General features: G+C 67.1%; 24 protein-coding genes. 16 read left to right on the plus strand and 8 right to left on the minus strand.

Translation table 11 applies throughout. The annotated features are described in order from the left end of the window. Positions 1-78: 78 nt before the first annotated feature. The 4 genes from FEK34_RS13050 (at position 79) to FEK34_RS13065 (ending at position 3,708) form a co-directional block, all read left to right on the plus strand. Positions 79-1,869, plus strand: a complete 1,791-nt coding sequence (locus tag FEK34_RS13050) for an ABC transporter substrate-binding protein/permease (RefSeq protein WP_138448056.1) — start codon at positions 79-81, stop codon at positions 1,867-1,869. Continuing rightward, complete coding sequence (locus tag FEK34_RS13055; RefSeq protein ID WP_138448057.1) at positions 1,870-2,595, plus strand: amino acid ABC transporter ATP-binding protein; 726 nt, start codon at positions 1,870-1,872, stop codon at positions 2,593-2,595. 225 nt (positions 2,596-2,820) lie between these two features. Beyond that, positions 2,821-3,117 (plus strand): hypothetical protein, encoded by a 297-nt coding sequence (locus tag FEK34_RS13060; protein ID WP_138448058.1) that lies wholly within the window; start codon positions 2,821-2,823, stop codon positions 3,115-3,117. A gap of 165 nt (positions 3,118-3,282) precedes the next feature. Further along, on the plus strand, positions 3,283-3,708 hold the full coding sequence (locus FEK34_RS13065; protein WP_138448059.1) for a nitroreductase/quinone reductase family protein: 426 nt from the start codon (positions 3,283-3,285) through the stop codon (positions 3,706-3,708). A 203-nt stretch (positions 3,709-3,911) separates the two neighbouring features. Here FEK34_RS13065 and FEK34_RS13070 read toward each other — a convergent pair whose 3' ends face one another. Both FEK34_RS13070 and FEK34_RS13075 read right to left on the minus strand, forming a co-directional pair. Next, positions 3,912-4,361 (minus strand): SgcJ/EcaC family oxidoreductase, encoded by a 450-nt coding sequence (locus tag FEK34_RS13070; protein ID WP_138448060.1) that lies wholly within the window; start codon positions 4,359-4,361, stop codon positions 3,912-3,914. A 217-nt stretch (positions 4,362-4,578) separates the two neighbouring features. Beyond that, positions 4,579-5,814 (minus strand): helix-turn-helix domain-containing protein, encoded by a 1,236-nt coding sequence (locus FEK34_RS13075; protein WP_138448061.1) that lies wholly within the window; start codon positions 5,812-5,814, stop codon positions 4,579-4,581. A gap of 125 nt (positions 5,815-5,939) precedes the next feature. On the opposite strand from FEK34_RS13075, the gene FEK34_RS13080 reads away from it, so the two are divergent. The 3 genes from FEK34_RS13080 (at position 5,940) to FEK34_RS13085 (ending at position 8,586) form a co-directional block, all read left to right on the plus strand. After that, positions 5,940-6,272, plus strand: coding sequence for a hypothetical protein (locus FEK34_RS13080; RefSeq protein WP_138448062.1), 333 nt, complete (start codon positions 5,940-5,942; stop codon positions 6,270-6,272). Continuing rightward, positions 6,269-6,400 (plus strand): hypothetical protein, encoded by a 132-nt coding sequence (locus FEK34_RS31145; RefSeq protein WP_283206597.1) that lies wholly within the window; start codon positions 6,269-6,271, stop codon positions 6,398-6,400. Before FEK34_RS13080 ends, FEK34_RS31145 begins: the two co-directional genes overlap by 4 nt. 140 nt (positions 6,401-6,540) lie before the next feature. Continuing rightward, entirely contained in the window at positions 6,541-8,586 is a 2,046-nt protein-coding gene (locus FEK34_RS13085) for a PhoX family protein (RefSeq protein WP_138448063.1), read from the plus strand. Position 8,587: 1 nt separating this feature from the next. On the opposite strand, the gene FEK34_RS13090 is transcribed toward FEK34_RS13085, so the two are convergent. Continuing rightward, positions 8,588-9,331: a glycoside hydrolase family 25 protein gene (locus tag FEK34_RS13090; RefSeq protein ID WP_138448064.1), complete on the minus strand. Its 744-nt coding sequence runs from the start codon at positions 9,329-9,331 to the stop codon at positions 8,588-8,590. A 150-nt stretch (positions 9,332-9,481) separates the two neighbouring features. Between FEK34_RS13090 and FEK34_RS13095 the strand changes: the two genes are divergently transcribed. Then, positions 9,482-10,036, plus strand: coding sequence for a DUF3800 domain-containing protein (locus FEK34_RS13095; RefSeq protein ID WP_138448065.1), 555 nt, complete (start codon positions 9,482-9,484; stop codon positions 10,034-10,036). Positions 10,037-10,160: 124 nt separating this feature from the next. On the opposite strand, the gene FEK34_RS13100 is transcribed toward FEK34_RS13095, so the two are convergent. Both FEK34_RS13100 and FEK34_RS13105 read right to left on the minus strand, forming a co-directional pair. Further along, positions 10,161-11,270 (minus strand): helix-turn-helix domain-containing protein, encoded by a 1,110-nt coding sequence (locus FEK34_RS13100; RefSeq protein ID WP_212748750.1) that lies wholly within the window; start codon positions 11,268-11,270, stop codon positions 10,161-10,163. A gap of 149 nt (positions 11,271-11,419) precedes the next feature. Further along, entirely contained in the window at positions 11,420-11,827 is a 408-nt protein-coding gene (locus tag FEK34_RS13105) for an SdpI family protein (protein ID WP_138448067.1), read from the minus strand. A gap of 326 nt (positions 11,828-12,153) precedes the next feature. Here FEK34_RS13105 and leuS point away from each other — a divergent pair, with 326 nt between their 5' ends. Then, positions 12,154-15,027 (plus strand): leucine--tRNA ligase, encoded by a 2,874-nt coding sequence (gene leuS / locus FEK34_RS13110; RefSeq protein WP_138448068.1) that lies wholly within the window; start codon positions 12,154-12,156, stop codon positions 15,025-15,027. Positions 15,028-15,054: 27 nt separating this feature from the next. Here the strand turns inward: leuS and FEK34_RS13115 are convergent, their stop codons facing one another. Continuing rightward, on the minus strand, positions 15,055-15,846 hold the full coding sequence (locus FEK34_RS13115; protein ID WP_249359059.1) for a polysaccharide deacetylase family protein: 792 nt from the start codon (positions 15,844-15,846) through the stop codon (positions 15,055-15,057). A gap of 52 nt (positions 15,847-15,898) precedes the next feature. On the opposite strand from FEK34_RS13115, the gene FEK34_RS13120 reads away from it, so the two are divergent. After that, a complete protein-coding gene (locus tag FEK34_RS13120) occupies positions 15,899-16,051 on the plus strand; it encodes a DUF2510 domain-containing protein (RefSeq protein WP_249359062.1) in 153 nt (50 codons plus the stop codon). 1 nt (position 16,052) lies between these two features. Here the strand turns inward: FEK34_RS13120 and FEK34_RS13125 are convergent, their stop codons facing one another. Next, a complete protein-coding gene (locus tag FEK34_RS13125) occupies positions 16,053-16,757 on the minus strand; it encodes an SDR family oxidoreductase (RefSeq protein ID WP_138448069.1) in 705 nt (234 codons plus the stop codon). Between the two features lie 102 nt (positions 16,758-16,859). Between FEK34_RS13125 and FEK34_RS13130 the strand changes: the two genes are divergently transcribed. From FEK34_RS13130 to FEK34_RS30415, 6 genes are all read left to right on the plus strand, one after another. Beyond that, positions 16,860-17,438 carry a DUF6069 family protein gene (locus FEK34_RS13130; RefSeq protein WP_138448070.1) on the plus strand — a complete coding sequence of 193 codons (579 nt, stop codon included), beginning with the start codon at positions 16,860-16,862 and terminating at the stop codon, positions 17,436-17,438. Between the two features lie 152 nt (positions 17,439-17,590). Further along, entirely contained in the window at positions 17,591-18,928 is a 1,338-nt protein-coding gene (gene ggh / locus FEK34_RS13135; RefSeq protein ID WP_138448071.1) for a glucosylglycerate hydrolase, read from the plus strand. A 111-nt stretch (positions 18,929-19,039) separates the two neighbouring features. Further along, the gene (locus FEK34_RS13140; RefSeq protein WP_138448072.1) at positions 19,040-19,936 is read left to right on the plus strand and encodes a TIGR04222 domain-containing membrane protein; all 897 of its coding nucleotides are present in this window, start codon (positions 19,040-19,042) and stop codon (positions 19,934-19,936) included. A gap of 43 nt (positions 19,937-19,979) precedes the next feature. Further along, positions 19,980-20,873: a TIGR04222 domain-containing membrane protein gene (locus FEK34_RS13145; RefSeq protein WP_138448073.1), complete on the plus strand. Its 894-nt coding sequence runs from the start codon at positions 19,980-19,982 to the stop codon at positions 20,871-20,873. Between the two features lie 4 nt (positions 20,874-20,877). Next, positions 20,878-21,741, plus strand: a complete 864-nt coding sequence (locus tag FEK34_RS13150; protein WP_171048202.1) for a DUF692 domain-containing protein — start codon at positions 20,878-20,880, stop codon at positions 21,739-21,741. Next, a complete protein-coding gene (locus FEK34_RS30415) occupies positions 21,738-22,157 on the plus strand; it encodes a hypothetical protein (RefSeq protein ID WP_212748751.1) in 420 nt (139 codons plus the stop codon). Before FEK34_RS13150 ends, FEK34_RS30415 begins: the two co-directional genes overlap by 4 nt. Before the next feature lie 57 nt (positions 22,158-22,214). On the opposite strand, the gene FEK34_RS13160 is transcribed toward FEK34_RS30415, so the two are convergent. Beyond that, a complete protein-coding gene (locus tag FEK34_RS13160; RefSeq protein ID WP_138448074.1) occupies positions 22,215-23,042 on the minus strand; it encodes an SDR family oxidoreductase in 828 nt (275 codons plus the stop codon). Between the last annotated feature and the right edge of the window lie 271 nt (positions 23,043-23,313).

Below are 23,313 nucleotides of genomic sequence, written 5' to 3' on the forward strand. Positions count from 1 at the left end.
GGTCATCGACCTCCCACGGGCCGCGCCGGAGCCGGTAGCCGCCGGTTAGCCTGAGCTGGACAGCTAGGGTGTTCTCCCATGGCTGGTCTGCTCGCTGTGCGGTCTCGTGTGTTGATCGCCGGGATATTGCTCGCCGTCGTCGGCCTGGCGACGGCCTGCGGTTCCGGTGACGGCTCGTCGGCCCGCGATCTGTGCGCCCCACCCGGGGTCGAGGCGGCGGCCGCCGCGCCGAAGAACCTGGCGTCACCGGCGAAGGCGGGCGAGGACCGCTACACCACGCCGACCACGGTGCCGCTGGAGTCCATCGACATCACCAAGCTCGGGCTGATCACCCCCGGCAAGCTGAGCGTCGGCACCCTCTCGGACGCGCCGCCGAGTATCTGCGTGAACTCCGCGGGCGCGTTCACCGGGTTCGACAATGAACTGCTGCGCGCGGTCGGCGCGAAACTGGGTTTGCAGGTGGAGTTCTCCGGCACCGAATTCGCGGGGCTGCTCGCGCAGGTGGCCGGCGGACGTTTCGATGTCGGCTCCTCGAATATCACCACCACCGAAGAGCGCAGGCGGATGGTGGACTTCACCAACGGCTACGACTTCGGCTATTTCTCGCTCGTCGTCGCCGACAGCAGCCCGATCGGCAGTTTCGACGATCTCGGCCCGAGCAGCCGGGTCGCGGTGGTGCAGGGCACCGTGCAGGACGAATACGTCGTCAACACATTGGGTTTGGATCCGGTGAAGTTCCCGGATTACAACACCGCCTATTCCAATCTGAAGTCCGGGCAGGTGGATGCCTGGGTGGCGCCGTCGGCGCAGGCCGAGGGCGCGATCTCGCCCGGTGACGGCACCAAGATCGCCGAAAACTCCTTCTCCCTGGAGAATTTCGCGGCTTGGGCGGTCGGCAAGAACAAGCAGCCGCTGGTCGATGCGCTCAACGCCGGTCTGGACGCGGTGATCGCCGACGGCACCTACGCCGAGCTCTACAGCAAGTGGGTGCCGCGCGAATTGCCGCCCGGTTGGAAACCGGGTTCGAAGGCCGCTCCGGTGCCGGAGCTTCCGGATTTCGCCGCCATTGCCGCCGAACGCGCACCGGCCGAGCAGACGCAGACCGAACCGAAGTCGACGCTGGAACAATTGCGCGACACCTTCTTCGATTGGTCGCTGTACCGGCAGGCCTTCCCGGATCTGTTCAAGACCGGTCTGCCGAATACGTTGATTCTCGCGGTCGTGTCGGGTGTGCTCGGTACCGCGATCGGCATGCTGCTGGCGGTGGCGGGAATCTCGCGCAGTCGCTGGCTGCGCTGGCCGGCCCGGATCTACACCGACATCTTCCGTGGCCTGCCCGCCGTGGTGATCATCCTGCTGATCGGCCTCGGGGTCGGTCCGGTGGTGCGCGATCTGACCGGCAACAACCCGTACTGGCTGGGTGCGGTGGCGTTGGCGCTGCTGGCCTCGGCCTATATCGGTGAGATCTTCCGCTCCGGCATCCAGTCGGTGGAGCCGGGCCAGCTCGAGGCGGCCCGCGCCATCGGTTTCGGATACCGGCAGGCGATGACGCTGGTGGTGATCCCGCAGGGTGTGCGCCGCGTGCTGCCCGCGCTGATGAATCAGTTCATCGCGCTGATCAAGGATTCCTCGCTGATCTACTTCCTCGGCCTGCTGGCCGCCCAGCGTGAGCTGTTCGCCGTCGGCCGCGATCTCAACGCGCAGACCGGCAACCTGTCCCCGCTGGTCGCGGCCGGTCTGGTGTATCTGCTGCTGACCATCCCGCTCACCCACCTGGTCAATTACATCGACCGGCGCATGCGCACCGGCCGACCCGATCAACCCATCGACCCGGTCGATCAGGCCGCGATCACGGAAGGGCGTGGGTAGATGAGCTCCGCACTCACCGGCACCGGGCTGCGGCTGAAGCTCGGCAACAACGAGATCTTGCGCGGGGTCGACATCCACGTCGACGCCGGTAAGACCACCACCGTCATCGGGCCGTCCGGTTCGGGTAAATCCACGCTGCTTCGCGTGCTCAACCGCTTGCACGAACCCGACGCCGGCGACATCCTGCTCGACGGCAAGTCGGTGCTCACCGAGGACCCGGACAAGCTGCGCCAGCGCATCGGCATGGTGTTCCAGCATTTCAACCTGTTCCCGCACAAGACCGTCGCCGACAATGTGGCGCTCGGCCCGCGCAAGCTGCGCGGACTGTCCAAGGAGCAGGCGCGGGCGCTGGCGCTCGAGCAGCTGGAGGTGGTCGGCCTGGCCGGTAAGGCCGACTCCCGCCCGGCCAACCTGTCCGGCGGCCAGCAGCAGCGGGTGGCGATCGCGCGGGCGCTGGCCATGAAACCGGACATCATGTTCTTCGACGAGGCCACCTCCGCCCTCGACCCGGAACTGGTCAAGGGCGTGCTCGCGCTGATGTCGGATCTGGCCGCGGGCGGTATGTCGATGATCGTGGTGACCCACGAAATGGGCTTCGCGCGCAGCGTTTCCGACAGTGTGGTGTTCATGGACGCCGGGCAGGTCGTGGAGGCGGGCAGTCCGGACGCGCTGTTCGACAACGCGGAGACGCCGAGGTTGCGTCGCTTCCTCGACCAGGTGCTGTAGAGATCCGGATTCGACGTCGGCGTTGCTTCGCCAGGCTCCGGCGGTGGTTCGGCAAGACCACCGGCGGAGCGCCGCCGTCGCAAATACCTGTGCCAGGCAGACAGCTGACTTCCTGCCCATCGCGCTTGCGCGGGCGATTGCGCCGCTACCACGCATTCATGCGCACTTGGTAATGTGTGAAGTGCTCTTCGGTTCCACCTGACCCCCGTGGGAAGAAGGATTCTGATGACGACAGCACACGCTCAGCACACCGAACACGAGCACAAGCACGGCCCCGATTGCGGCCACGTCTCCGTCCCGCACGGCGACCACGTCGACTACGTCCACGACGGGCATCTGCACCGCGAACACGAGGGCCACTACGACGAATGTGAGCCCGCCGCTCACTCCGAACACACCCAGCACGACCACGTCCACGGCGAAGGCTGCGGTCACGTCGCGGTGCCGCACGGCGACCACGTCGACTACATCCACGACGGTCACCGGCACGCCCCGCACGACGGGCATTACGACGAGCACTGAGCCTCGACGACTCTCGACCCGCCGTTTGTACGGCTTCGAAACGGACTCGACGCCGCACCTCCGACGCCTCGGCCATCCGCTCGAGCGATGTATCGTCGGCACGGTTCCGCCCTCGACCCGGGCGACCACCGGCCGGCGAATGGCCGGATGTCATGAGGAGGTGTGGTGGATCTCGCGCGGATCAATCAAGAGACGATCGCGAAGTTCCGGGCAGGTGAAGACCCCGACGGCATGCGCCGGGATCGACTGCTCCTGCTGACCACGACCGGCCGCCGCAGCGGGCGACCGCATACCTCGCCGATGATGTTCCACCGCGACGGCGACCGGTTGCTGGTGATCGCGTCCAATATGGGCGCATCCCGTCATCCGGACTGGTATTCGAACCTGGTCCAGCGGCCGAACGTCGTCGTGGAGGTGGGCGAGGAAACCTACGACGCGCACGCGACGCCGCTGGAGGGCGAGGAGCGCGAGCGGATCTGGGCGATGTTGAAGCAGACCTACCCGTGGTTCGCCGACCACGAGAAGAAGACCCAGCGGATCATCCCGGTCGTGGCACTCACTCGGGCCGATCCGGCGGTCCCGGGCGAGTGAAACCGGCCGCACGGCTGCGGGACCGCGGATGGGGTGGCGTCGGCAGCGTATTCCTGGGCAGGTGGTACGCCGCCCCCGGATGAACAACTGTCTTGCCACCCCATGGTCGCGTACGCCGCAGCGGTCTGTCCGACGGTCATCACGGTAGTGACGCCGGGCCGGCCCCATCATCGCTGGGAAGGATGATCGGGCGCCGTCAGACGTCAGGCGGCCTGCGGAACGGGGGTGTTCTGCCGGGCCGCGACCCACCACCGCCCGTCCTGCTTGACCAGCACATAGAGGGCGATCATCGCGGGATCGATGTCGATCGGTTCACCCTCCGCGGTCACCGCCCGCGCCGCTTTGTGCGCGATAGCGACATCCGGCCGCAGGAACCCGATATCGGTCACCTCGTACCGCACGTACTCGTCCTTCAGAAACCCGGCCAGCCCCGCCCGACTCGCCTCCAGCACCGCCTCCCGCCCGCGCTGCAACACGCCAACAGCGTTGCCGACCACCGCATTCGCCGCCAGATCCCGCACCATCAACTCGGCGTCATTGGTGTTGTAGGCAGTCTCCACCGTGGAGATGATCGCCTCGATGGCTTCCCGATCAGCCGCATGATCGACGGTCTCATCACCGATAACCGGCACATCCCTATCCCGAATGCTCATGCCCCCAGCATGAAACCTCAACCGTAATCGAGGTCAATAGCTAACCGCACCTCGCGAGAGCTACATGACCGAGGGGTCTTCTCGACGTTTGCCTCAGCCATGTAGCTCTCGGTGGAGCGGGGTGGGCTGAGTCGAGCCGCTGTGCGGGCGAGCGGCGAACTCTTTCCTGCTGGGCGAGGTGCGGCGCAGTGCAAGCCAGCGTAGCTAGCTCGGCTAGCTAGCCAGCCGAAACGAGCCCAATCTCCCGGCAGAGGTCGTTGACGTCGTTCTTCATCCCGGACGGTGGATTGTGCATCAGGGCGTGCAGCATGTCGCGGGCGTGGCCGTTGTATTTGATGGTCTCGGGCGCGGTGCGGGCCGACTTGTCCAGCAGCGCGAGCGCGGCTACCGGCTCGTCGCGTTGGTAGTGGGCGCGGGCCACCTCGATGAAATGGCGGCTGCGTCGCGGGACCGAGGCTATGCGGTCGGCGTCGAACCCGCGGGCCGCTCGGAGTGCTTCGCCGGAGCGACGCAGCTCGACGCCGAGCGTCGTCGCATGGGCGGCCATTACCGGAACCGAGAACGACGTTTGGATGTGCCGGTAGTCCGGGCCCAGTCGACGGGCGGTGGCCTCGGCTTTCTCCCAGTACGACCAGGCCTCGCCGTGGCGGCCGCGGCGGGCGTGGACATAGGCGATCTCGGCGTGCAGGGCACCAGCGATGCCGCGCCAGTCATCGGGCGTCTGGTCGCGGTCGAGGTAGGGCTCGAGGCCCTCGACAGCCGTGCGGGCGAGCGCATCGGCCTCCTCCCACCGGCCCGAGTCCCGTAACGCCTGTGTCATCGCCCATGCGCCGCAGGCGATCACGTAAGGGTCGTCAGCCTCGTAGCCTTCCGAGAGTGCGCGATCGGCCACCAACCACACGAGCTCCGGCGCGGGCTGGTAGGCCACGTAGAAGTCGGCCAGCTGGTAGACCCCCGCGAGGACCCGGCGCGCCGCCCGGCGACTCTCACCACCGGCCCGCACCGCGCCCTGCGCGTCTCTGATCAACCCGGGGAGCAGTCTCCCGAGCTGCGTCCGGTGGTCCGGGCTGGCGTGCCGAATGGTCCAGGCTTGGCGCAGACGTTGCTCGAGATGAGTGATGTTCGCCGGTCGCGCCGGCGCCGCCAACCGGTACTCGGTGAGGGCGGCCTGCACGTCGGTGAGCGCCCCATGTCGTTCCCCGGCGAACACCGCCACTGGGACCGCGTACCCGTTTCCGGTGAGTTCGGCCAGATCCGACAGCTCGAGCGCGTGCGCGATCCGCAGCAGCATGGGCAGTCGCGGTGGCTGCAATCTTCCGTTCTCGACTGCCTTCAGCCATTCGGTCGACCGGCCGAGCAAGCCCGCGAGCACAGTTCGCGACATGCCGGCTCGTTCTCGCAGGCGCTTGATGCGCGCCCCGATCGGCGCATCCTCGATAGGGCTGATCACCACGGCATCCCTTCCGCTGCTGAAACCCTCTCTCCCAGCGTAGCCCCGGGTACACGCGGTCGAGGTACGAAACGTACCCCTCACCGCCCCTGCGCATTCCTACTGTCTGCATCACCGCGCGGCGCCGGGTGCGTGCCCACACCCCGGCGCTGCGCGGACCCAAAAAATCAACAACCGCAGGGGGTTTCATGTCCGACTACATCACCGCGTTCGCTGTGTCGAGCACGGTTGCCGTCTTATTGCTCGCCCTGATCTACGTCCTCCCTTACGCCTTCGATGACGACGAACCTCCGATCACCGCGCGGGCGCCGCGGATGTCGGCGCGGATGGCGCATGCCACGATGCAGTCGCACCGTCGGTGCAGCATCGATAGTTGCCCGCATAAGCGGGATGCGTACCGAACTCTGGTCGCGGTGGGGGCGATCGTTCCGGATCAGCGGGCCGAACGGTTCGTGCGGTGAGCGAGTCGCGTGGGTGGGTGCAGTGGGATGACGGCACCTGGTCGACGCTCGACGAATACGGCATGCCGGGTGAGCGGCGCACGCTCGAAGAGATTCTCCAGGCGTGGGAACGTGGCGAACCGGTGTGACGAGCGTCGACATGTGACGATTCGTCCTGTTCAGGGCAATAACTGAGGATTGCCTAATTCGATGGACGTTCATCTTGCCGTAGCCTTCGAATCGCCCTGGTGGTTTAGCGTGCGCCCGTCGGCTTGATCCAGGAGGCACCGTGAGCTTCACCCCACTCGCCCTGTTCGTGCAGCACGACGGCACATCGTCGCGCTCCGCGGTTACCTGCGCCTACAAGTGCGGTAACGCGTGCTTCCACGAGGTCTCCAACAAGTCCTCGGGCGAATATTTCGGCGACATCGTCTCGGCGATGTCGCGGCGCGGGGTGCTCAAGGGTGGCGCGGCCGCGGTGCTCGCGGTGGGCGCCGGAAGTTTGCTCGCGGCTTGCGGTGACGACGGCGCCGAGGCGGCATCGAATTCCGAGGCCGGGTCGGGCACCGCGTTCACACCGGTGGCACCCAATAAAGAAGATGCCGTTGTCGTGCCGGAGGGCTACGAACAGGGTGTGGTGATCCGCTGGGGCGATCCGATCTTCCCCGACGCGCCGCAATTCGATTTCGACAATCAGACCGCCGCCGCGCAGGCCAAACAGTTCGGCTACAACAACGATTTCGCCGCGCTGCTGCCGATCGAAGGCCAGGCCAACCGTTACCTGCTGGTGGTCAATCACGAATACACCACCGAACCGTTCATGTTCAAAGGCTTCAACGGCGACACCATGACGCCCGAACAGTTCGGCATCGCCATTGCCGCGCACGGGCTTTCGGTGGTCGAGGTGGCAGGTGAAACCGGTTCGGGCAAGCTCACCCCGGCGTTCGGGAAATACAACCGCCGCATTACCGCCGACACCGAATTCCTGCTCACCGGCCCGGCCGCGGGCAGCGATTTCGTGAAGACCTCCGCCGACCCCACCGGCACCAAGGTCGCCGGCACCTTCGCCAACTGTGCCGGCGGGGTAACTCCTTGGGGCACCGTGCTTTCCGGTGAAGAGAACTTCAACGGCTATTTCGTGGGCAAACCCGCCGATCCCGTTGCTGCCGAACGTGCCGAGCGCTATGGCGTCGGCGAAGTCGATTCCCCGCATTTCTGGGAGAAGTTCGACAAGCGTTTCGATGTGGCGCAGGAACCCAACGAGTCCAACCGCTTCGGCTACGTCGTCGAAATCGACCCGTGGGATCCTGCGTCCACCCCGGTCAAGCATTCCGCGCTGGGCCGCAACAAGCACGAGTCGGCCAATATTCACGTCACCGATGACGGCACCGTGGTCGCCTACAGCGGCGACGACGAGCGGTTCGAGTACATGTACAAATTCGTCTCGTCCCGCAAGATCCAGCCCGGCACCGGCGCGGCGAGCCGCCGCCACAACATGACCATCCTCGACGCGGGCACCTTGTACGTCGCCAAGCTCACCGGCGATCACCCCGACCGCATCGACGGCTCCGGCAATGTGCCCTCCGACCAGGGCTTCACGGGCAAGGGTCAGTGGATTCCGCTCCTGGAGACCGCCGAGGACGGCAGCGCGAAATCGCTGGTCGAAGGCATGACGGCGCCGGAAGTCGCGGTGTTCACCCGGCTGGCCGGCGACAAGGTGGGCGCCACCAAGATGGACCGCCCGGAGGACTTCGAGGCCAACCCGAAGACCGGCAAGGTCTACGTCGCGCTGACCAACAACAGCAAGCGCGGCGAAGACGGTAAGGCCGGCGTCGACGAGGCCAACCCGCGGATCAAGAACAAGAACGGCCAGATCCTCGAGATCGTCGACGATCACAAGGGCACCGAGTTCACCTGGTCGCTGCTGCTGGTGTGCGGCGACCCGGCCGCCGCCGACACCTACTACGGCGGGTTCGACAAGACCAAGGTCAGCCCGATCTCCTGCCCGGACAATGTGGCTTTCGACCCGTACGGCAACCTGTGGATCTCCACCGACGGCAACGCGCTGAAATCCAACGACGGCCTGTTCGCGGTGACGCTGGAGGGTGAGCGTCGCGGCGAGACCAAGCAGTTCCTCACCGTGCCCGCCGGCGGCGAGACCTGCGGGCCGGTCATCACCGAGCAGCGGGTGCTGGTGTGCGTGCAGCATCCGGGCGAAGAGGACGGGGCGTCGGCCGACGCGCCCGTCTCGCACTGGCCCGATGGGGGTGACACCCAGCCGCGTCCGTCGGTGGTCGCGGTGTGGAAGGCCGACGGCGGCCGCATCGGGATCTAGCTCAGCTGCTGCCGAACAGCCCGGCCATGTTCGCGAACTGCGCGAAATTGCCCTGCGCCCCGCTGTAGACGTTCACATCGGTACCACCGGCGATGCCCGGCACCGACCCGCTGTCGGTGGTCTGCCAGAACGTCCACGCGGGCCAATCACCCGGCACCTCCGGCTGTGGATTGCCGCGATAGTCGGCGATCCACAGCGGGTACCGGTGGAACTGATTGCTGTCGGCCATCGCCGTGCGCCAGAAGTTCGGGTACGTGTAGATGATCGGCACCCGCCCGGTGAGCGCCTGGACGGTGTTGAGGTAGCGGTGCGTCCAGTCGATCAGCGCGGCCGGCGCCAGCCCACCCGAATCCTCCAGGTCCAGCACCGGCGGCAGATCCAGCGGCCCGTTCTGCCCGAGCACCACCGCCGCGTACATCGCGGCCTGCGGTTCCGGCGGCAGCTGCGGCCGCGCGTAATGGTAGGTGCCCCGCGCCACCCCCGCCGCCCGCATCAACACGCTGTCCGGCACGAAATACGGGTTGATATAGCTGAGCCCCTCGGTCGCCTTCACCATCGCGAAGTCGTGCCCGGCCCGCTTCACCGCGAACCAGTCGATCATCCGCCCATCGATGTGCTGCCACGACGACACATCCGGCCCGGTCTGCTCGGCCTGCACCGCGGGCATGGTCGCAGTGAGAACTCCGCCCGCGATGAAGGCGGACAACGCAAGCTTGCAGGTCGCTCTCCAGCGGGTACTTTCCATGCCGACTGACGATAGCCACTCGGTGAAGATGTGACCAGTGTTACATCTGATGTCTTGCTAGCTGTCCACTGGTGAGTGGTCTCTTGGCCAACCGTCGAGTGACTCACCGGATTCGGAATCGATGCCCGACCGACCGTAAACTTCCCGCTCATGCTGACAGCGTGGGGGGACGAAAGTGGTTCTCAGCCAAGTCGTGACCCCGACACCTACCTCGTCGCGGCAGTGCTGATCGACAGCGGCGATGTGCCACCCGTCCGCTCCGCGATGGACGCGCTGCGATTGCCCGACGAGAAGAAGGTCCACTGGCACTCCAGCACGGACAGCCGACGAGAGGACTTGGTCGCCGCATTGGTCGACATCCCCGCCATGAGTGTCGTGGTTGTTCACCACCAGGCCCGAGCCGGCGATCGTCGTCATCGTCGGAAATGCCTCGAATACCTCTTTCCTGAGCTGGCGCGGATGCCATGTGACCAGCTCACCCTCGAGTCGCGTGGCCCCCAGGACAATAGTGACCTCGACCTGGTGCAGAAGTTTCGATCCCGAAAAATCATCGGAAGCGGGTTTCGGGTGAATCATCTTGCTGGACCCGCGGAGCCCATGCTGTGGATCGCCGATGTGGTCTGCGGGGCGGTCGTCCAATACCGGGTCGGCAACCCGCGATATCTCGACAAGTTGGGCGGCTTGGTGGACATTCACCACTTGTGAACCGAGCTCGGAAATAGCGCGAGCCGTGGGCCTCGTCGTCCGGCGAGATCTCCCACGGCTCACTTCCAGCCCCACCGCAATGGGGCGGCATTGGTTGCATGCTAGCAGAGCTGGGTCCGGCTGGCTATGCGAGCTCAGGGCTCCAAGGCCGTTCGTCGACGAGTCCTAGATCCTGTGCCGAGATCTGGCCGTGCATCATCTCCACAGCGCGAGCAGCGGTGATCAGATCTCCGCGCCACGCTCTGAGTACGGCATCTGCGTAGCTGGGTGGCACGCGGATGCGTTCGAAGTCGGGTAGCGGGGTCCATCCGACGGCCTGCATCATCTCCGCGTGGGTCGGGGTCGGGCCGGATCGCAATGTCGCAGCACCCTGGCGATCGATCAGCCCTGCCACCTCTGCCTGTCTAATCGTCAGGGTCCATGAAGTGCGGTAGCGAGCCGCGAGCCCGACGAGGGCCGTTCGCAGCTCGGCGGCTTCGGGATCGTGCTGCCGAACTGCCTGCGTGGGCAGTAGAAGTTCGGCGGCGAAGGCGTCGATCACCGCTTCACGCTCGGACCTGGCTGCCGCAACGCCGCCGCCGAGGTCGCTCGAGTATTCGTCACCGAGCACCATGTGGCCGAGTTCGTGGGCTGCCGTAGCGCGTCGGCGACCGGGATCGCCGTCCTTGCTGACGACTGCGACCGCGAGATCGTCTTCGATCAGTGAGGCCCCCTCGCCTGGAACGTCGACAACGAGCACCAACTGTCCGGCCTTCTCGCAGACCGCCATCATGGTGGCGATGGGTTCGACATCCAGACCCAGTTCCCGTCGAAGCCATTGTGCGGCCGCGCGAGCGTCGTCAGCCGTTTCCACGGGGCCCGCGTAGTGCCGCGTTGCCGGGCGCTCCATGCCGAACCCGATGGCGTCGTGCACATCGCGCAACCAGCTGCTCAGCGCCGATTCGATGCGATAAGAAATCCGTGCGGTCTGCGTGTCCGTGTCGTCGACCAGCGGTGTTCGTCGGGAGATCACTTCGGGCTGAGGGAACAGGAAATGTCCGATAGGCATCCCGAGGGCCGCCGCGAGTTTGCTCAGTTCGACCGCATTGATCTGGCGACTGCCTGCCTCGATTTTGGCGATCTTGCTGCGCTCGAGCCCTACGCGATCTGCGAGTTGGCCCTGCGAGAGTTCGGCGGCAAGCCGGCTCTCACGCACACGCTCGCCGATCTCTGCCCACACGCGGTCATCCGACATGGTGCGATTTTCGCACATATTGTGTGTTCGGTCACTGGTCTGTGGAAAACGACAACGCGGTGCCGGCGAAGAAAAGTCAGGCCTTGTGCGTCGTCAGCGACGCAAGCCGCGATCGGACACGTGGGTCAGACCTTTGTGAACCCGGGCGCTCAGACCGCGGGCTGGCAGGTGTCGCGCAGGGAGCAGGCTCCGCAGGAGTTGCCGCAACCGCCGGTCTCGGCGGGTGGGGCGAGGGCGGCGGCGGCTCGGGCTCCGGCGGTGGCGCCTGCGCCGAGGGTGAACAGCGCGATCACGCCGACGCCGAGGGCCACCAGGACGACGGCGAAGCCGCCGGCGGCGATGGTGACGAGTCCGCCGCAGAACAGCAGGGCGCCCGCGGCGAGGGAGGTGGGGGCGGCGACGCGGTTGGCGACGCGGAAGACCTCGTCGGTGCTCAGCGCCTCATCGGTGTGCACGCCGACGAACCGGTTGCGTGGCAGTTTGCCCGCCAGTCCCAGCACGCCGATCGCCAGCGCTACCGCGGCCAGCAGGAACAGGATGATGGGGACGACAACCACCCGAGCAGGCTACCGCAGGGCCTCCCACCAGCGGTCCGCCGCTCCCCGGTGATGCGGGCAATCGTGGTCGGCATCACGCGGGCAAGGAACTCGGCGCGCCACCTCGTGGCCGTCGGTGCGCCGCCATCGTGCCCGCGACCATCGCGCCGCTGCCACCATCGTGCGGTTGCTGCCGCCATCACGGCGATCATCGACCCATAGGCGCGCCCACTCGACAGCCGAGCCGGCGAATGCCGCGACAGCCCCTTTTGGGGTTGTCAAGTCCCAGGTCTTACCCTGTTCGACGACGATATTTCTCCCGATCGGCGAGCAAAGAAGGCAGAACCGTGCAGGACACCCGTGCAACCGACCCTGCGGCCGGGCAGACCGCCGCGTCCGACGACGCACCTGCGCACCGCTACACCGCCGAGCTCGCCGGACGGATCGAGCGCCGCTGGCAGCAGACCTGGGCCGAGCGCGGCACCTTCCACGCCCCGAACCCGGTGGGCCCGCTGGCCGGACCCACCCCGCCGGACAAGCTGTTCGTGCAGGACATGTTCCCGTACCCGTCGGGCGCGGGCCTGCACGTCGGTCACCCGCTGGGCTATATCGCCACCGATGTGTTCGCCCGCTACCACCGCATGCACGGCCGCAACGTCCTGCACGCGCTGGGTTACGACGCCTTCGGCCTGCCCGCCGAGCAGTACGCGGTGCAGACCGGCGCGCATCCGCGCGACACCACCGAGTCGAATATCGCGACCATGCAGCGTCAGCTGGACCGGCTGGGTCTGGGCCATGATCGCCGTCGCTCGTTCGCCACGACCGATCCCGAGTACTACAAGTGGACGCAGTGGATCTTCCTGCGCATCTACAACGCCTGGTACGACCAGGAATTGGATCGCGCCCGCCCGATCTCGGAACTGGAAGAGCAGTTCGCCACCGGCGCGCGTGCGGTGCCGGGTGACAAGGATTGGGCGAGCCTGTCCGCGGCCGAGCGTCGTGCCCTGATCGACTCCTATCGTCTTGTGTACCAAACGGATTCGGTGGTCAACTGGTGCCCCGGTCTGGGTACGGTGCTGTCCAACGAGGAGGTCACCGCCGAGGGCCGCAGTGAGCGCGGCAACTTCCCGGTGTTCCGTAAGCGCCTGTGGCAGTGGATGATGCGGATCACCTCCTACGCCGACCGGCTGGTCGACGATCTGGATCGCCTGGATTGGCCGGAGAACGTCAAGGCCATGCAGCGCAACTGGATCGGTCGTTCGCGTGGCGCGCAGGTGCGTTTCGCCGCCGACGGTCATGAGCTGGAGGTCTTCACCACCCGCCCGGACACCCTGTTCGGCGCCACCTACGTGGTGCTCGCCCCCGAGCACGAGCTGGCCGATCAGCTGACCGCCGCCGCGTGGCCGGAGGGCGTGGACCCGCGCTGGACCAACGGCGGTGCCGCCACCCCCGCCGATGCCCTGGCCGATTACCGCAAGGCGATCGCCGCGAAGTCGGATCTGGAGCGGCAGGAGAACAAGGAGAAGACCGGCGTCTTCCTCGGCAGTTACGCCACCAACCCGGTCAATGGCGCGCAGGTGCCGATCTTCGTCGCCGATTACGTGCTCAGCGGGTACGGCACCGGCGCGATCATGGCCGTCCCCGGGCACGATCAGCGCGACTGGGAGTTCGCGACCGCGTTCGGCCTGCCGATTGTCGAGGTGATCTCCGGCGGCGACGTCACCGAGGCCGCCTACTCCGGCGACGGCACCCTGGTGAACTCCGACTACCTGGACGGGTTGAGCGTCGAGGAGGCCAAGGCCACCGTCATCGGCAGGCTGGAAGCCGACGGCCACGGCACCGGCACCGTCCAGTACAAGCTGCGCGACTGGCTGTTCGCCCGGCAGCGGTACTGGGGCGAACCGTTCCCCATCGTCTACGACGAGGACGGTGCTCCGCACGCACTGCCGGAATCCATGCTGCCCGTGCAACTTCCGGAGCTGGACGATTTCGCGCCGGTCACCTTCGACCCCGACGACGCCGATTCCGAGCCGTCGCCACCGCTGGCCAAGGCCACCGACTGGGTGAACGTCGAACTGGATCTTGGCGACGGCCCGAAGATGTACCGCCGCGACACCAATGTCATGCCGAACTGGGCGGGCAGCTCCTGGTATCAGCTGCGCTACGCCGATCCGACGAACTCGGAGACGTTCTGCGCCAAGGAGAACGAGCAGTACTGGCTGGGTCCGCGCCCGGAGGGTCACGGTCCCGAGGATCCGGGCGGCGTCGACCTGTACGTCGGCGGTGTGGAGCACGCCGTGCTGCATCTGCTGTACGCGCGGTTCTGGCAGAAGGTGCTGTTCGATCTGGGTGACGTCTCCGGTTGCGAGCCGTACCGGCGCCTGTTCAACCAGGGCTACATCCAGGCCTACGCCTACACCGATTCCCGTGGCGCGTATGTACCCGCGGCCGAGGTGGTGGAGCGCGACGGCAAGTTCTTCTGGACCGACGCCACCGGCACCGAGATCGAGGTGAACCAGGAGTACGGCAAGATCGGCAAGTCGCTGAAGAACGCCATCTCCCCGGATGAGATCTGCGATCAGTACGGCGCCGACACCTTCCGCTTCTACGAGATGTCGATGGGTCCGCTGGACACCTCGCGTCCGTGGGCGACCAAGGACGTCGTGGGCGCGCACCGGTTCTTGCAGCGGGTGTGGCGTCTGGTGGTGGACGAGGAGTCCGGCGCGTTGCGCGTCACGGATGAGCAGCCCTCCGACGAGACGCTGCGGCTGCTGCACAAGACCATCGCCGGCGTCGATGAGGATCTGGCCGCGCTGCGCGACAACACCGCGGGCGCCAAGCTGATCGAGCTGACCAACCATCTCACCAAGGCCTACCCGGGTGGCGCTCCGCGTTCGGTGGTCGAGCCGCTGGTGCTGATGCTGGCCCCGCTGGCTCCGCACATCACCGAGGAACTGTGGGAGCGCCTCGGCCACACCACCGCGCTGGCGCACGGCCCGTTCCCGGTGGCCGATCCGGCACTGCTGGTGGACGAGTCGGTGGAGTACCCGATCCAGGTGAAGGGCAAGGTGCGCAGCCGGATCCAGGTGCCCGCCGATGCCGATCAGGCCTCGATCGAGGCGGCGGCGCTGGCCGATGAGAAGATCGCGGCGCTGCTGGAGGGCAACGCGCCGCGCAAGATCATCGTGGTGCCGGGCCGAATGGTGAACATCGTTCCCTGAGTAGGGCGTACGGCCTGAGCCCGCGGTTCAGGCCCGCACCTGCAACACATCGTTCAGCGTGACCATCGACAGGTTGCGTTCCCGGATGATGTCGACGAGTTGCCCGTAGCAGCGGGTGACCGGTGGGAAGTTCGCGTGCCCGATGACGATGGTCTGCGGGTTGAAATACTTACGCGCGCATTCCATCAGGTACGCCTCGGTGATCAGCCCGGAATCCGACAGCGAGCCGTACCACATGACCGGGACGGTGTAGCCGAGGTCGGCGGCGACGGCGTCGACCGCCGCGTTGTGCCTGCCGAAGGGCGGTCGGTAGTAGGGCGTGCCGTCGACCCCGAAGTTGTTCCACAGGAACGTCTTACAGCGTTCGAGTTGGGACGCGGCCGCATTCGAAGAGATCGCGGTGAGGTCGGCGTGATCCCAGGTGTGGTTGCCGAGTTGGATCTGCCCGGAATCGACCAGCGGCCGCAGTTCGTCACGATGAACCGCCCAGGATTCGTAGTAGGCGGTGACGAAGAACGTGAACCGCGCGCCGGTGTCCTTGGCGAATCGAATGTAGGCGGCCACTACTTCGGGACTCGCGCCGTCGTCCACGGTGAGCGCCATACTGCTCCCCGGCCCAGGCAGCGCGGTAATGGTCTGGGCCGCGATCGTCGCCTTCGGCCCACCCGGCGGTGGCGGCAGCAGCGGCGGCGGCACCGGCGCCGGAACCGGCACCTCCGGCATCCCCACCGCGGCCGGCTCACCCTGCGCCGCACTACATCCGGCCAAGGCCATCGCCGTCCCCGCGGCCAACATCGACAACATCTGGCGTCTGTCCATCACGCAACCCCGCTCGCCGAACGAACCGTGCTACCCGAAAACACTCACTGACGTGCCAATTCAGGGCGGACTCTACCGGTGCGGCGCCCGCGCGAGCGGGACCGCCACGCAGGCGCCGGGTTGGTACGCCGATCAAGCGAATCCCGGCCTGCTGCGTTGGTTCGACGGGAGGCAGTGGACCGCGCAGACGCGCCCGCGTCAGTGACTCACCGTGCGATCGGGCGCAGGATGATCTCCGTCGGGTGGGCATCGCGCGGCGTCTCGATGGCATTGCGCACCGCCAGCGCGACGGTATCGGCGGTGAGGAATTCCTCTGGACGGTATTCACGCCCCTCACCTGCGACGATCTCGCGCTGCATATCGGTGTCGATGCGGCCGGGGTGGATCGAGGTGACGCGCAGGTCGGGTTCCTCGAGGCGCAGTGCGTCACCGAAGGCGCGCAAGGCGAACTTGCTGGCCGCGTAGGAGCCCCAGCCGGCGTTGGCGCGCAGGCCGGCACCGGAGTTGATCAGCACCACATGCCCGTTCGCGGCGCGCAGGGCGGGCAGGAGCAGGCGGGTCAGCTCCGCGACCGCGATGACGTTGGCCTCCAGCGTCGTCCGCCACTGCCGCACCGAGGATTCGGCGATGGTGCCCAGATCGGCGATACCCGCGTTGTGCACCAGCACATCGAGGCGTGCGATCGACGCCACCGCCTCGGCCACGGCCGCGTAGTCGGTGAGGTCGACCGGCACGCCCGTCGCGCCCGCAAGTTCGCCGAGGATCGGTTCGAGCGATTGCGCCGAGCGAGCCCCGAGCAGCAGGTCGTGCGTCGGTGCGAGGGCGCGGGCGATCGCGGCGCCCAGACCCCGGGCAGCACCGGTGATCAGGGCCGTGGGGCGGTCCGAGTCGGAAGCGGAGGCGGTGGTCATGAGGGCAACGCTAACCGGCGGTCGGGCCGCGGACCCATTCGGCGACAGGCCCGACAGCTCATTCGGATATGCATGCCGCGCTCGGCGCGGTAGTTTCGCCCTATGACGGATCCGTCGCGCAACTACGGGCGGGAAGACCCGCACCAGCAGCCCTACACCCAGCCGTACACCCAGAGCCAGTACTCGCAGCAACAGCCGCAGCAGTACGGGCAGGAGCCGCAGCAGTACGGACAGGAACGGCAGCGGCAGATGCCGCAGATCAACCTGGGCAGATTGTGGGCGGGTGGCGTCGGCACCGCGGTGGTCGTGGCGCTGGTCATCGTCGTCGCGATCATGCTGGTTCGCGGGATTCTGAAGATCTCGGTGCTCTCGCCGGAGGGCGCGGGCGCCTACGGCACGGTCTCCACCACGTCCTACGCCCTGGCCGGCGCCGCCGCCGCCATCGCCGCCACCGGTCTGCTGAACCTGCTGCTCGCGTTCATGCCGAGCCCGATGCAGTTCTACTACTGGATCACCGGCCTGCTCACCGCCCTGGCGGTCCTGCTGCCGTTCACGCTGGTCGCGGACCTGGACGCGAAGATCGCCACGGCCGTGATCAACCTGATCGCCGGCCTGTGCATCATCACCCTGCTCGGCTCGATCGGCGCCAGCGCGATCCAGCGACAGCCGCAGCAGTACTGAGGTCGAGCGTCGGCCCCACCCGGCGACGGCGTGGGGCCGACTCCGCTGCCCCGCAACGCTCATCGGTGACGCACCCGAAACACCCAGCTCACGGCCATGTAACTACCCCGCCCGGACAAGCGTTTCTGCCGGTGAACCCGCAGAATAGGAGCATGGTCCACCCAGGTTTCACCCCCACTCAGCTCTCCGCCCGCGCGGCCTATCTGCTGCGGGGCAACGACCTGGGCACGATGACGAGCGCGGCGCCCCGGCTGTATCCGCACATGTGGAGCTGGGACGCCGCGTTCGTCACGGTCGGTTTGGCGCCGTTGAGTGTGGAGCGGGCGGTGGTCGAGCTCGACACGTTGCTGTCGGCGCAGTGGAAGAACGGGATGATCCCGCACATCGTCTTCGCCAACGGCGTCGACGGCTATTTCCCGGGTCCGGCCAGGTGGGAGTGCCGCACGCTGGCCGCGCACGCCCCCGACGGCCCCGACACGTCCGGCATCACTCAGCCGCCGGTGCACGCCATCGCGGTGCAGCGCATTCTCGACCATTCCCGCAGGCACGGCCGCAGCACCCGCGCGGTGGCCGAGGAGTTCCTGAACCGGCGCTGGCCGGATCTGGTGCGCTGGCATCGCTGGCTCGCCACTGCCCGCGACCCCAAGGAGAACGGCCGGATCACGATCTATCACGGCTGGGAATCCGGGATGGACAATTCACCGCGCTGGGATCGCGCCTACGCGAATGTGGTGCCCGAGGATCTGCCCGCCTATCGTCGCGAGGACGTGCTGGTCATCGACGATCCGACCCAGCGCCCGAGCGACCGCGAATACGACCGCTACCTGTGGCTGGTCGAGCAGATGCGCCGCGCGGGCTACGACGATTTCCAGCTCACCTCGACGATGAGTTTCGCCGTCGAGGACGTCTTCGTCTCCGCCATCTTCGCCATGGCCTGCGAGGTGCTGGCCCAGATCGGCGAGGAATACCACCAGCCCAACGCCGACGTGCGTGAACTGTACGGGTGGGCGAAACGGTTCCGCGCCGGTGTGGTCGCCTCCGCCGATCCACGCACCGGCGCGGCGCGCGATTTCGACGTCCGGTTGCAGCGCTGGATCACCACCGAAACGTTGTCGATGTTCGCGCCGCTGCTGTGCGGCGGGCTCGAACGCGACGCCGAACGCGCGCTGATCCGTTCGTTCGAGGGTCCGCGCTGGTGCGCTCACCCCGATCTGCGGTACGCGCTGCCGCCCTCGACCTCCCCGGTATCCAAGGATTTCCGTCCACGCGAGTACTGGCGGGGCCCGGTCTGGCCGGTGATGACCTGGCTGTTCTCCTGGTCATTCGCCCGCAGGGGTTGGGCCGAACGTTCCTACATGCTGCGCGCCGAGGGCCTGCGCCAGGCCAGCGACGGCAGCTTCGCCGAATACTACGAACCGTTCACCGGCGAACCGCTCGGCAGCATGCAGCAGTCCTGGACCGCGGCCTCGGTGCTCGACTGGCTGGGCTGAAAACTCACCGGTCACGCGGGTTTTACTGGCGCGCCACGGATTCGTCGTAGCGCCGCACACCATTCGTCCCGATACTTGGTGCAACAGTGACGCAGGTCGGAGGCGCGAAAAATGAATGTGATCCAGCGGTTCGCCGCAGCGCATCCGGACGTACTCGCGGGGGAGACCTGGGGCATTTCCGGCCCGGCATTCCTGTCGGTGTACATCCCGGTGGCGATACTCGCGGTGGCGGCGGGAGTGTGGTTGCGGCGCAATATCGACCGGTCGGCCGCGCCCACCGAGAAGTTGAGCGCGCCCGAAATCGCCATGTTGCACGGTGATCAGCGGCCGGTGATGGCGGCGCTGGCGTTGCTGCGCAGCCACGGCCTCATCGACTCGCGGGCCACCCCGACCAGGGCGATGACCCCGGCCGACCGCGCCCAGCTCGACTGGTTCACCCTGGCGATCTTCGACCGGCTGACCCCGCAGGAACAGACCGTCGCCGGCATCGCGGCGGCGGCGAGTGCGCAGATCGAGCAGTTGCGAGCATCGCTGACCGAACGCGGGTACATGCCCGACGCCGTATTCCGGCGGGCCGCCCGTGATGCGGGCATGCCCATCGCGATCGTCGGGATCTTCGGCGTCGTCCGGTTCTTCGCGGGATTGATCAACGGCAATCCGACGCTGTTCCTGTTCTTCGTACTCGCGGCGTTGGCGATCGCCTGGCGTTTGGTCGCTCATCCCGGCCGGGTGACCGGGCGCGGCGCCGAGGCCAAGAAGCGCGCGGTGTCCGAGCACACCTATCTGCGGCCGCGGAATTCGCCCGCCTACGCCACCTACGGCGTGGGTGCGGCCGCGATCGCGGTGGCCGTTTTCGGCACGTCCGCGTTGACCGTTCTCGATCCGGGCCTGGCGAGTGCGGTGGATGCTCCGACCGGTGGCGCCGACGGCGGCGGTGGAAGTGACGGCGGCGGAGGCGACGGCGGGGGTGGCGGCGGCGGATGCGGCGGCGGTGGTTGCGGTGGTTGATCAGGCCGTACTGGCTGCTTCGTCGTCGGCCGGAGGTTCGGAAATGATTGGCACGCAGTGGTTCGCGGCGGGCGAGACCTGGGGCATCTCCGGCGGCGATTTCCTGCTGATCTACATTCCGATCGCGCTGCTCGCCATCGCGGCGGGCGTGTACCTGCTCCGCAAGTACAGCAATCGGCATGCGTCCGAATGGAACGGCGTCTCGCTGGACAAGCTGACGGCGCCGGAGACGGCGATGTTGTTCAGCGAGGAACGCGCGGTCACCGCCGCCGTCACGTTGCTGCGCAGCCATGAACTCATCGATTCCGAGGCCACGCCCACCCGCACGCCCACCGCAGCCGACCGGGCCCAACTCGACTGGTTCACCAGCGCGATCTACACCGTGCTCGGCCCGAAGAAGCAGACGATCACCGAGATCACGTCTGCGGCGAGTGGGCCGCTGCGTGAGCTGGAGACCTCGCTGGTCGAGCGCGGCTATCTGACCGGCGAGGTGGACAAGCGCGACGCACGCGATGCCGGAATGCCGATCGTGATCGTCGGGGTGTTCGGTGCCGTGCGGTTCATCGCCGGTGTGATCGCGGGCAATCCGTCGGGCTTCCTGGTGCCCTGCCTGCTCGTGCTGGCTTTCGCCGGTTGGTGGGTGATGACGCCGGAGCGTTTGACGCCGCGCGGGGAAGCAGCCAAAGCTACTGCTGTAGAAGACAATTCACATCTGCGTCCGTCGAATTCACCTGCCTACACCACCTACGGTATCGGCGCGGCCGCTGTCGCCGTTGCGGTATTCGGCGCCGCCGCGCTGATGGTGCTCGATCCGGCACTGGCGCAGGCCGTCGAACCGCCCTCGGGTGGGGCCGATGGCGGTAGCGGCGATGGTGGCGGAGACGGCGGTGGGAGTGGTTGCGGCGGCTGTGGTGGTTGCGGTGGCTGCGGCGGCTGAATTCATGAACGGACTACTGCCCGATCACGCGCTCGGCATCGGCTGGCGCTCGGAGATCTGCGGCCTGATCGAGCAGCTCGACGGGCTGGACTTCTGTGAGGTGATCGCGGAATCGCTGCCCGCCACCGCTGCTGTGCCGCCCGAACTGGAGGCGCTGCGCGCGCGGGGCACAAGTGTTGTGCCGCACGGGGTCACGCTGTCGTTGGGTGGGGTCGATCCGGTGGATGACCAGCGGATCGCCCATCTCGCGTTGTGCGCCGAGCGGGTGTCGGCGCCGCTGGTGAGCGAACATGTGGCGTTCGTGCGGGCCGGCGGGTTGGAGGCCGGCCACCTGCTGCCCGTTCCGCGCACCCGCGCGTCGTTGGATGTGCTGACCCGCAACATCATTCGCACGCAGGACGGGCTGCCGGTTCCGCTCGCGGTGGAGAATATCGCCGCCCTGTTCGACTGGCCCGACGACGAATTCACCGAATCGGAATTCCTCACCGAATTGGTCGAACGCACTGGCGCGTATTTGCTGATCGATATCGCCAACGTCTACGCAAACGCCCGCAACCGTGGCCGCGACCCGCTCACCGAATTGCGCCGCCTGCCCGTCGACCGTCTCGCCTACTGCCATATCGCCGGCGGCACCGAATCCGGTGGTCACTACCACGACACCCACCAGCATCCCGTTCCCGCCGAAGTCCTCACGCTGGTAGCCGAATTCACCACCGACTGCCCCGCCCCGCTGATGCTCGAACGAGACGGAAACTATCCACCCGCCGAAGAACTCCTCGACGAACTCGACGCCATCGCCAACGCCGCCGCCCGCGCCCCGATCACCGCCCGCGCCCGCGCCGCGCGCTCAGTTCGGGGCCGGGTGTGACCGCCGTGGTCCCCGGGAGTCACCGCGGTGGTCCGGCAGGCGAGCGCCCCGACCCGGCAAGCCACGGCGCTTCGCCCGAAGCCCTCCGCGCCCTCGCGGAACGTCAAGCGGCGCTGGTCCGAGCCTTGGTCGCAGGCGAGTCCACGCCGCCCGGTTTCGACGACGCAGCCCTACGCGCCGCCGAATCCGCCCTGCTCCGCAAACGCGCCGGCATCCTCGCCCGCCACAACCCCCTGCTCGCCCACGCCGCAGGACCGGATTTCGAGAAGACGTTCGCCGAATGGGCGCGGGGTCGCCCGAAGATTTCCACCGACGCCGACATCGCAGGATTCGCGGCGTATCTGGGAATTCGATTGCCGTCGAAGAGGAGTCGAATCGGAGCCCGGTTGCGGGAGGTTCTGCGAGTGAAGGGCTGAGGAGCCTGGCCTGCTCAGTCGATCAAGGCTCTTCCGAAGGCTCCCCGCTCGGAATGCTCATCGGAATACGGCGACATTCTCCGCGACCCATTGATGGAATGGGCGTGCGGGCACTCCGGTAATCCGCTCCACCGTGTCGCGCACCGCGAGCAATTCCTCATTCACATCCCCGCCGATCAGATCGAGCACCGCGTCGGCGGCATCCTCACCGAAGACCTCGACCAACCCCGATCGTGCCTGCTCCCGGCTGATTTCGTTGACGGTCACCTCCCGGCCGAGCGCGGCCGCGATCGCCCCGACCTGCTGACGTGGGGTGATCAGCTCCGGCCCGGTCAGCTCATACGTGCGCCCACGATGCGCGGAATCGGTCAGCGCCGCCCGCGCTACCGACGCGATATCGGCCGGATGAATCGTCGGCAGCCCAACATCGGCGTACGGAATCTCGACCGGCTGATTCGCACTGATCGCCGGCGCCCACATCGCGGTATTCGACGCGAATTGCGTCGGCCGCAGAAACGTCCACTCCATCCCACCGGCCGCGACCAGCTTCTCCACCGCCGCATTCTCGGCCGCCGGCCCCAGATGCGGATGCGTCGTCACCGTAATCGACGAAACCAGCACAATATGCTCAACCCCCGCCCGCCGAGCCGCCTCGACGATCTCCTCGTCCGGCCCCACCCGAGACAGCAGGAATATCGACCGAACCCCATCCAGTGCCGGTGCCAGTGAGCCGGCATCCTCGAGGTCTCCCTCGACGACCCCCACCCCCTCGGGAACCCGCGCCCGGCCGGCATCGCGTGTCAACGCCCGCACCGGCGCGGCGCCCGCCAGCTCCTTCACCAGCGCACTACCGATATTTCCCGTGGCTCCCGTTACAAGAATCATGGTGGGGTTCTCCTGTTCGCTCAGATCAACTGAGAGTCACGGTAGAACCTCAACCATTATCGAGGTCAAGGTGTGTGCTGCGGTGCGTCCGCGTCGAACCCGACCGCCGCCTGCGCGAGGAGGTGGCCGCATTCCATTCGCCGGTTCGCCTGTCCTGCTGCGTGATCGGAGTGTCGAGCATATTCGCAGTGCACGTTACCGAGCGTTCCGAGTGGTGGTTACCGGGTGTGTCGCGAGACTCGCCGTCCGCGACCGCATGTTCGGGCAATTG

Source organism: Nocardia cyriacigeorgica (assembly GCF_005863245.1).
GTDB classification, from domain to species: domain Bacteria; phylum Actinomycetota; class Actinomycetes; order Mycobacteriales; family Mycobacteriaceae; genus Nocardia; species Nocardia cyriacigeorgica_C.

What these genes read in the sequence shown, in the direction of transcription:
- FEK34_RS13050 (WP_138448056.1), top strand. Translation starts at nt 79, where the DNA reads ATGGCTGGTCTGCTCGCTGTGCGGTCTCGTGTGTTGATCGCCGGGATA.
- FEK34_RS13055 (WP_138448057.1), top strand. Translation starts at nt 1,870, where the DNA reads ATGAGCTCCGCACTCACCGGCACCGGGCTGCGGCTGAAGCTCGGCAAC.
- FEK34_RS13060 (WP_138448058.1), top strand. Translation starts at nt 2,821, where the DNA reads ATGACGACAGCACACGCTCAGCACACCGAACACGAGCACAAGCACGGC.
- FEK34_RS13070 (WP_138448060.1), bottom strand. Translation starts at nt 4,361, where the DNA reads ATGAGCATTCGGGATAGGGATGTGCCGGTTATCGGTGATGAGACCGTC.
- FEK34_RS13090 (WP_138448064.1), bottom strand. Translation starts at nt 9,331, where the DNA reads ATGGAAAGTACCCGCTGGAGAGCGACCTGCAAGCTTGCGTTGTCCGCC.
- FEK34_RS13095 (WP_138448065.1), top strand. Translation starts at nt 9,482, where the DNA reads ATGCTGACAGCGTGGGGGGACGAAAGTGGTTCTCAGCCAAGTCGTGAC.
- FEK34_RS13100 (WP_212748750.1), bottom strand. Translation starts at nt 11,270, where the DNA reads ATGTCGGATGACCGCGTGTGGGCAGAGATCGGCGAGCGTGTGCGTGAG.
- FEK34_RS13115 (WP_249359059.1), bottom strand. Translation starts at nt 15,846, where the DNA reads ATGGACAGACGCCAGATGTTGTCGATGTTGGCCGCGGGGACGGCGATG.
- FEK34_RS13125 (WP_138448069.1), bottom strand. Translation starts at nt 16,757, where the DNA reads ATGACCACCGCCTCCGCTTCCGACTCGGACCGCCCCACGGCCCTGATC.
- FEK34_RS13130 (WP_138448070.1), top strand. Translation starts at nt 16,860, where the DNA reads ATGACGGATCCGTCGCGCAACTACGGGCGGGAAGACCCGCACCAGCAG.
- ggh (WP_138448071.1), top strand. Translation starts at nt 17,591, where the DNA reads ATGGTCCACCCAGGTTTCACCCCCACTCAGCTCTCCGCCCGCGCGGCC.
- FEK34_RS13140 (WP_138448072.1), top strand. Translation starts at nt 19,040, where the DNA reads ATGAATGTGATCCAGCGGTTCGCCGCAGCGCATCCGGACGTACTCGCG.
- FEK34_RS13145 (WP_138448073.1), top strand. Translation starts at nt 19,980, where the DNA reads ATGATTGGCACGCAGTGGTTCGCGGCGGGCGAGACCTGGGGCATCTCC.
- FEK34_RS13150 (WP_171048202.1), top strand. Translation starts at nt 20,878, where the DNA reads ATGAACGGACTACTGCCCGATCACGCGCTCGGCATCGGCTGGCGCTCG.
- FEK34_RS13160 (WP_138448074.1), bottom strand. Translation starts at nt 23,042, where the DNA reads ATGATTCTTGTAACGGGAGCCACGGGAAATATCGGTAGTGCGCTGGTG.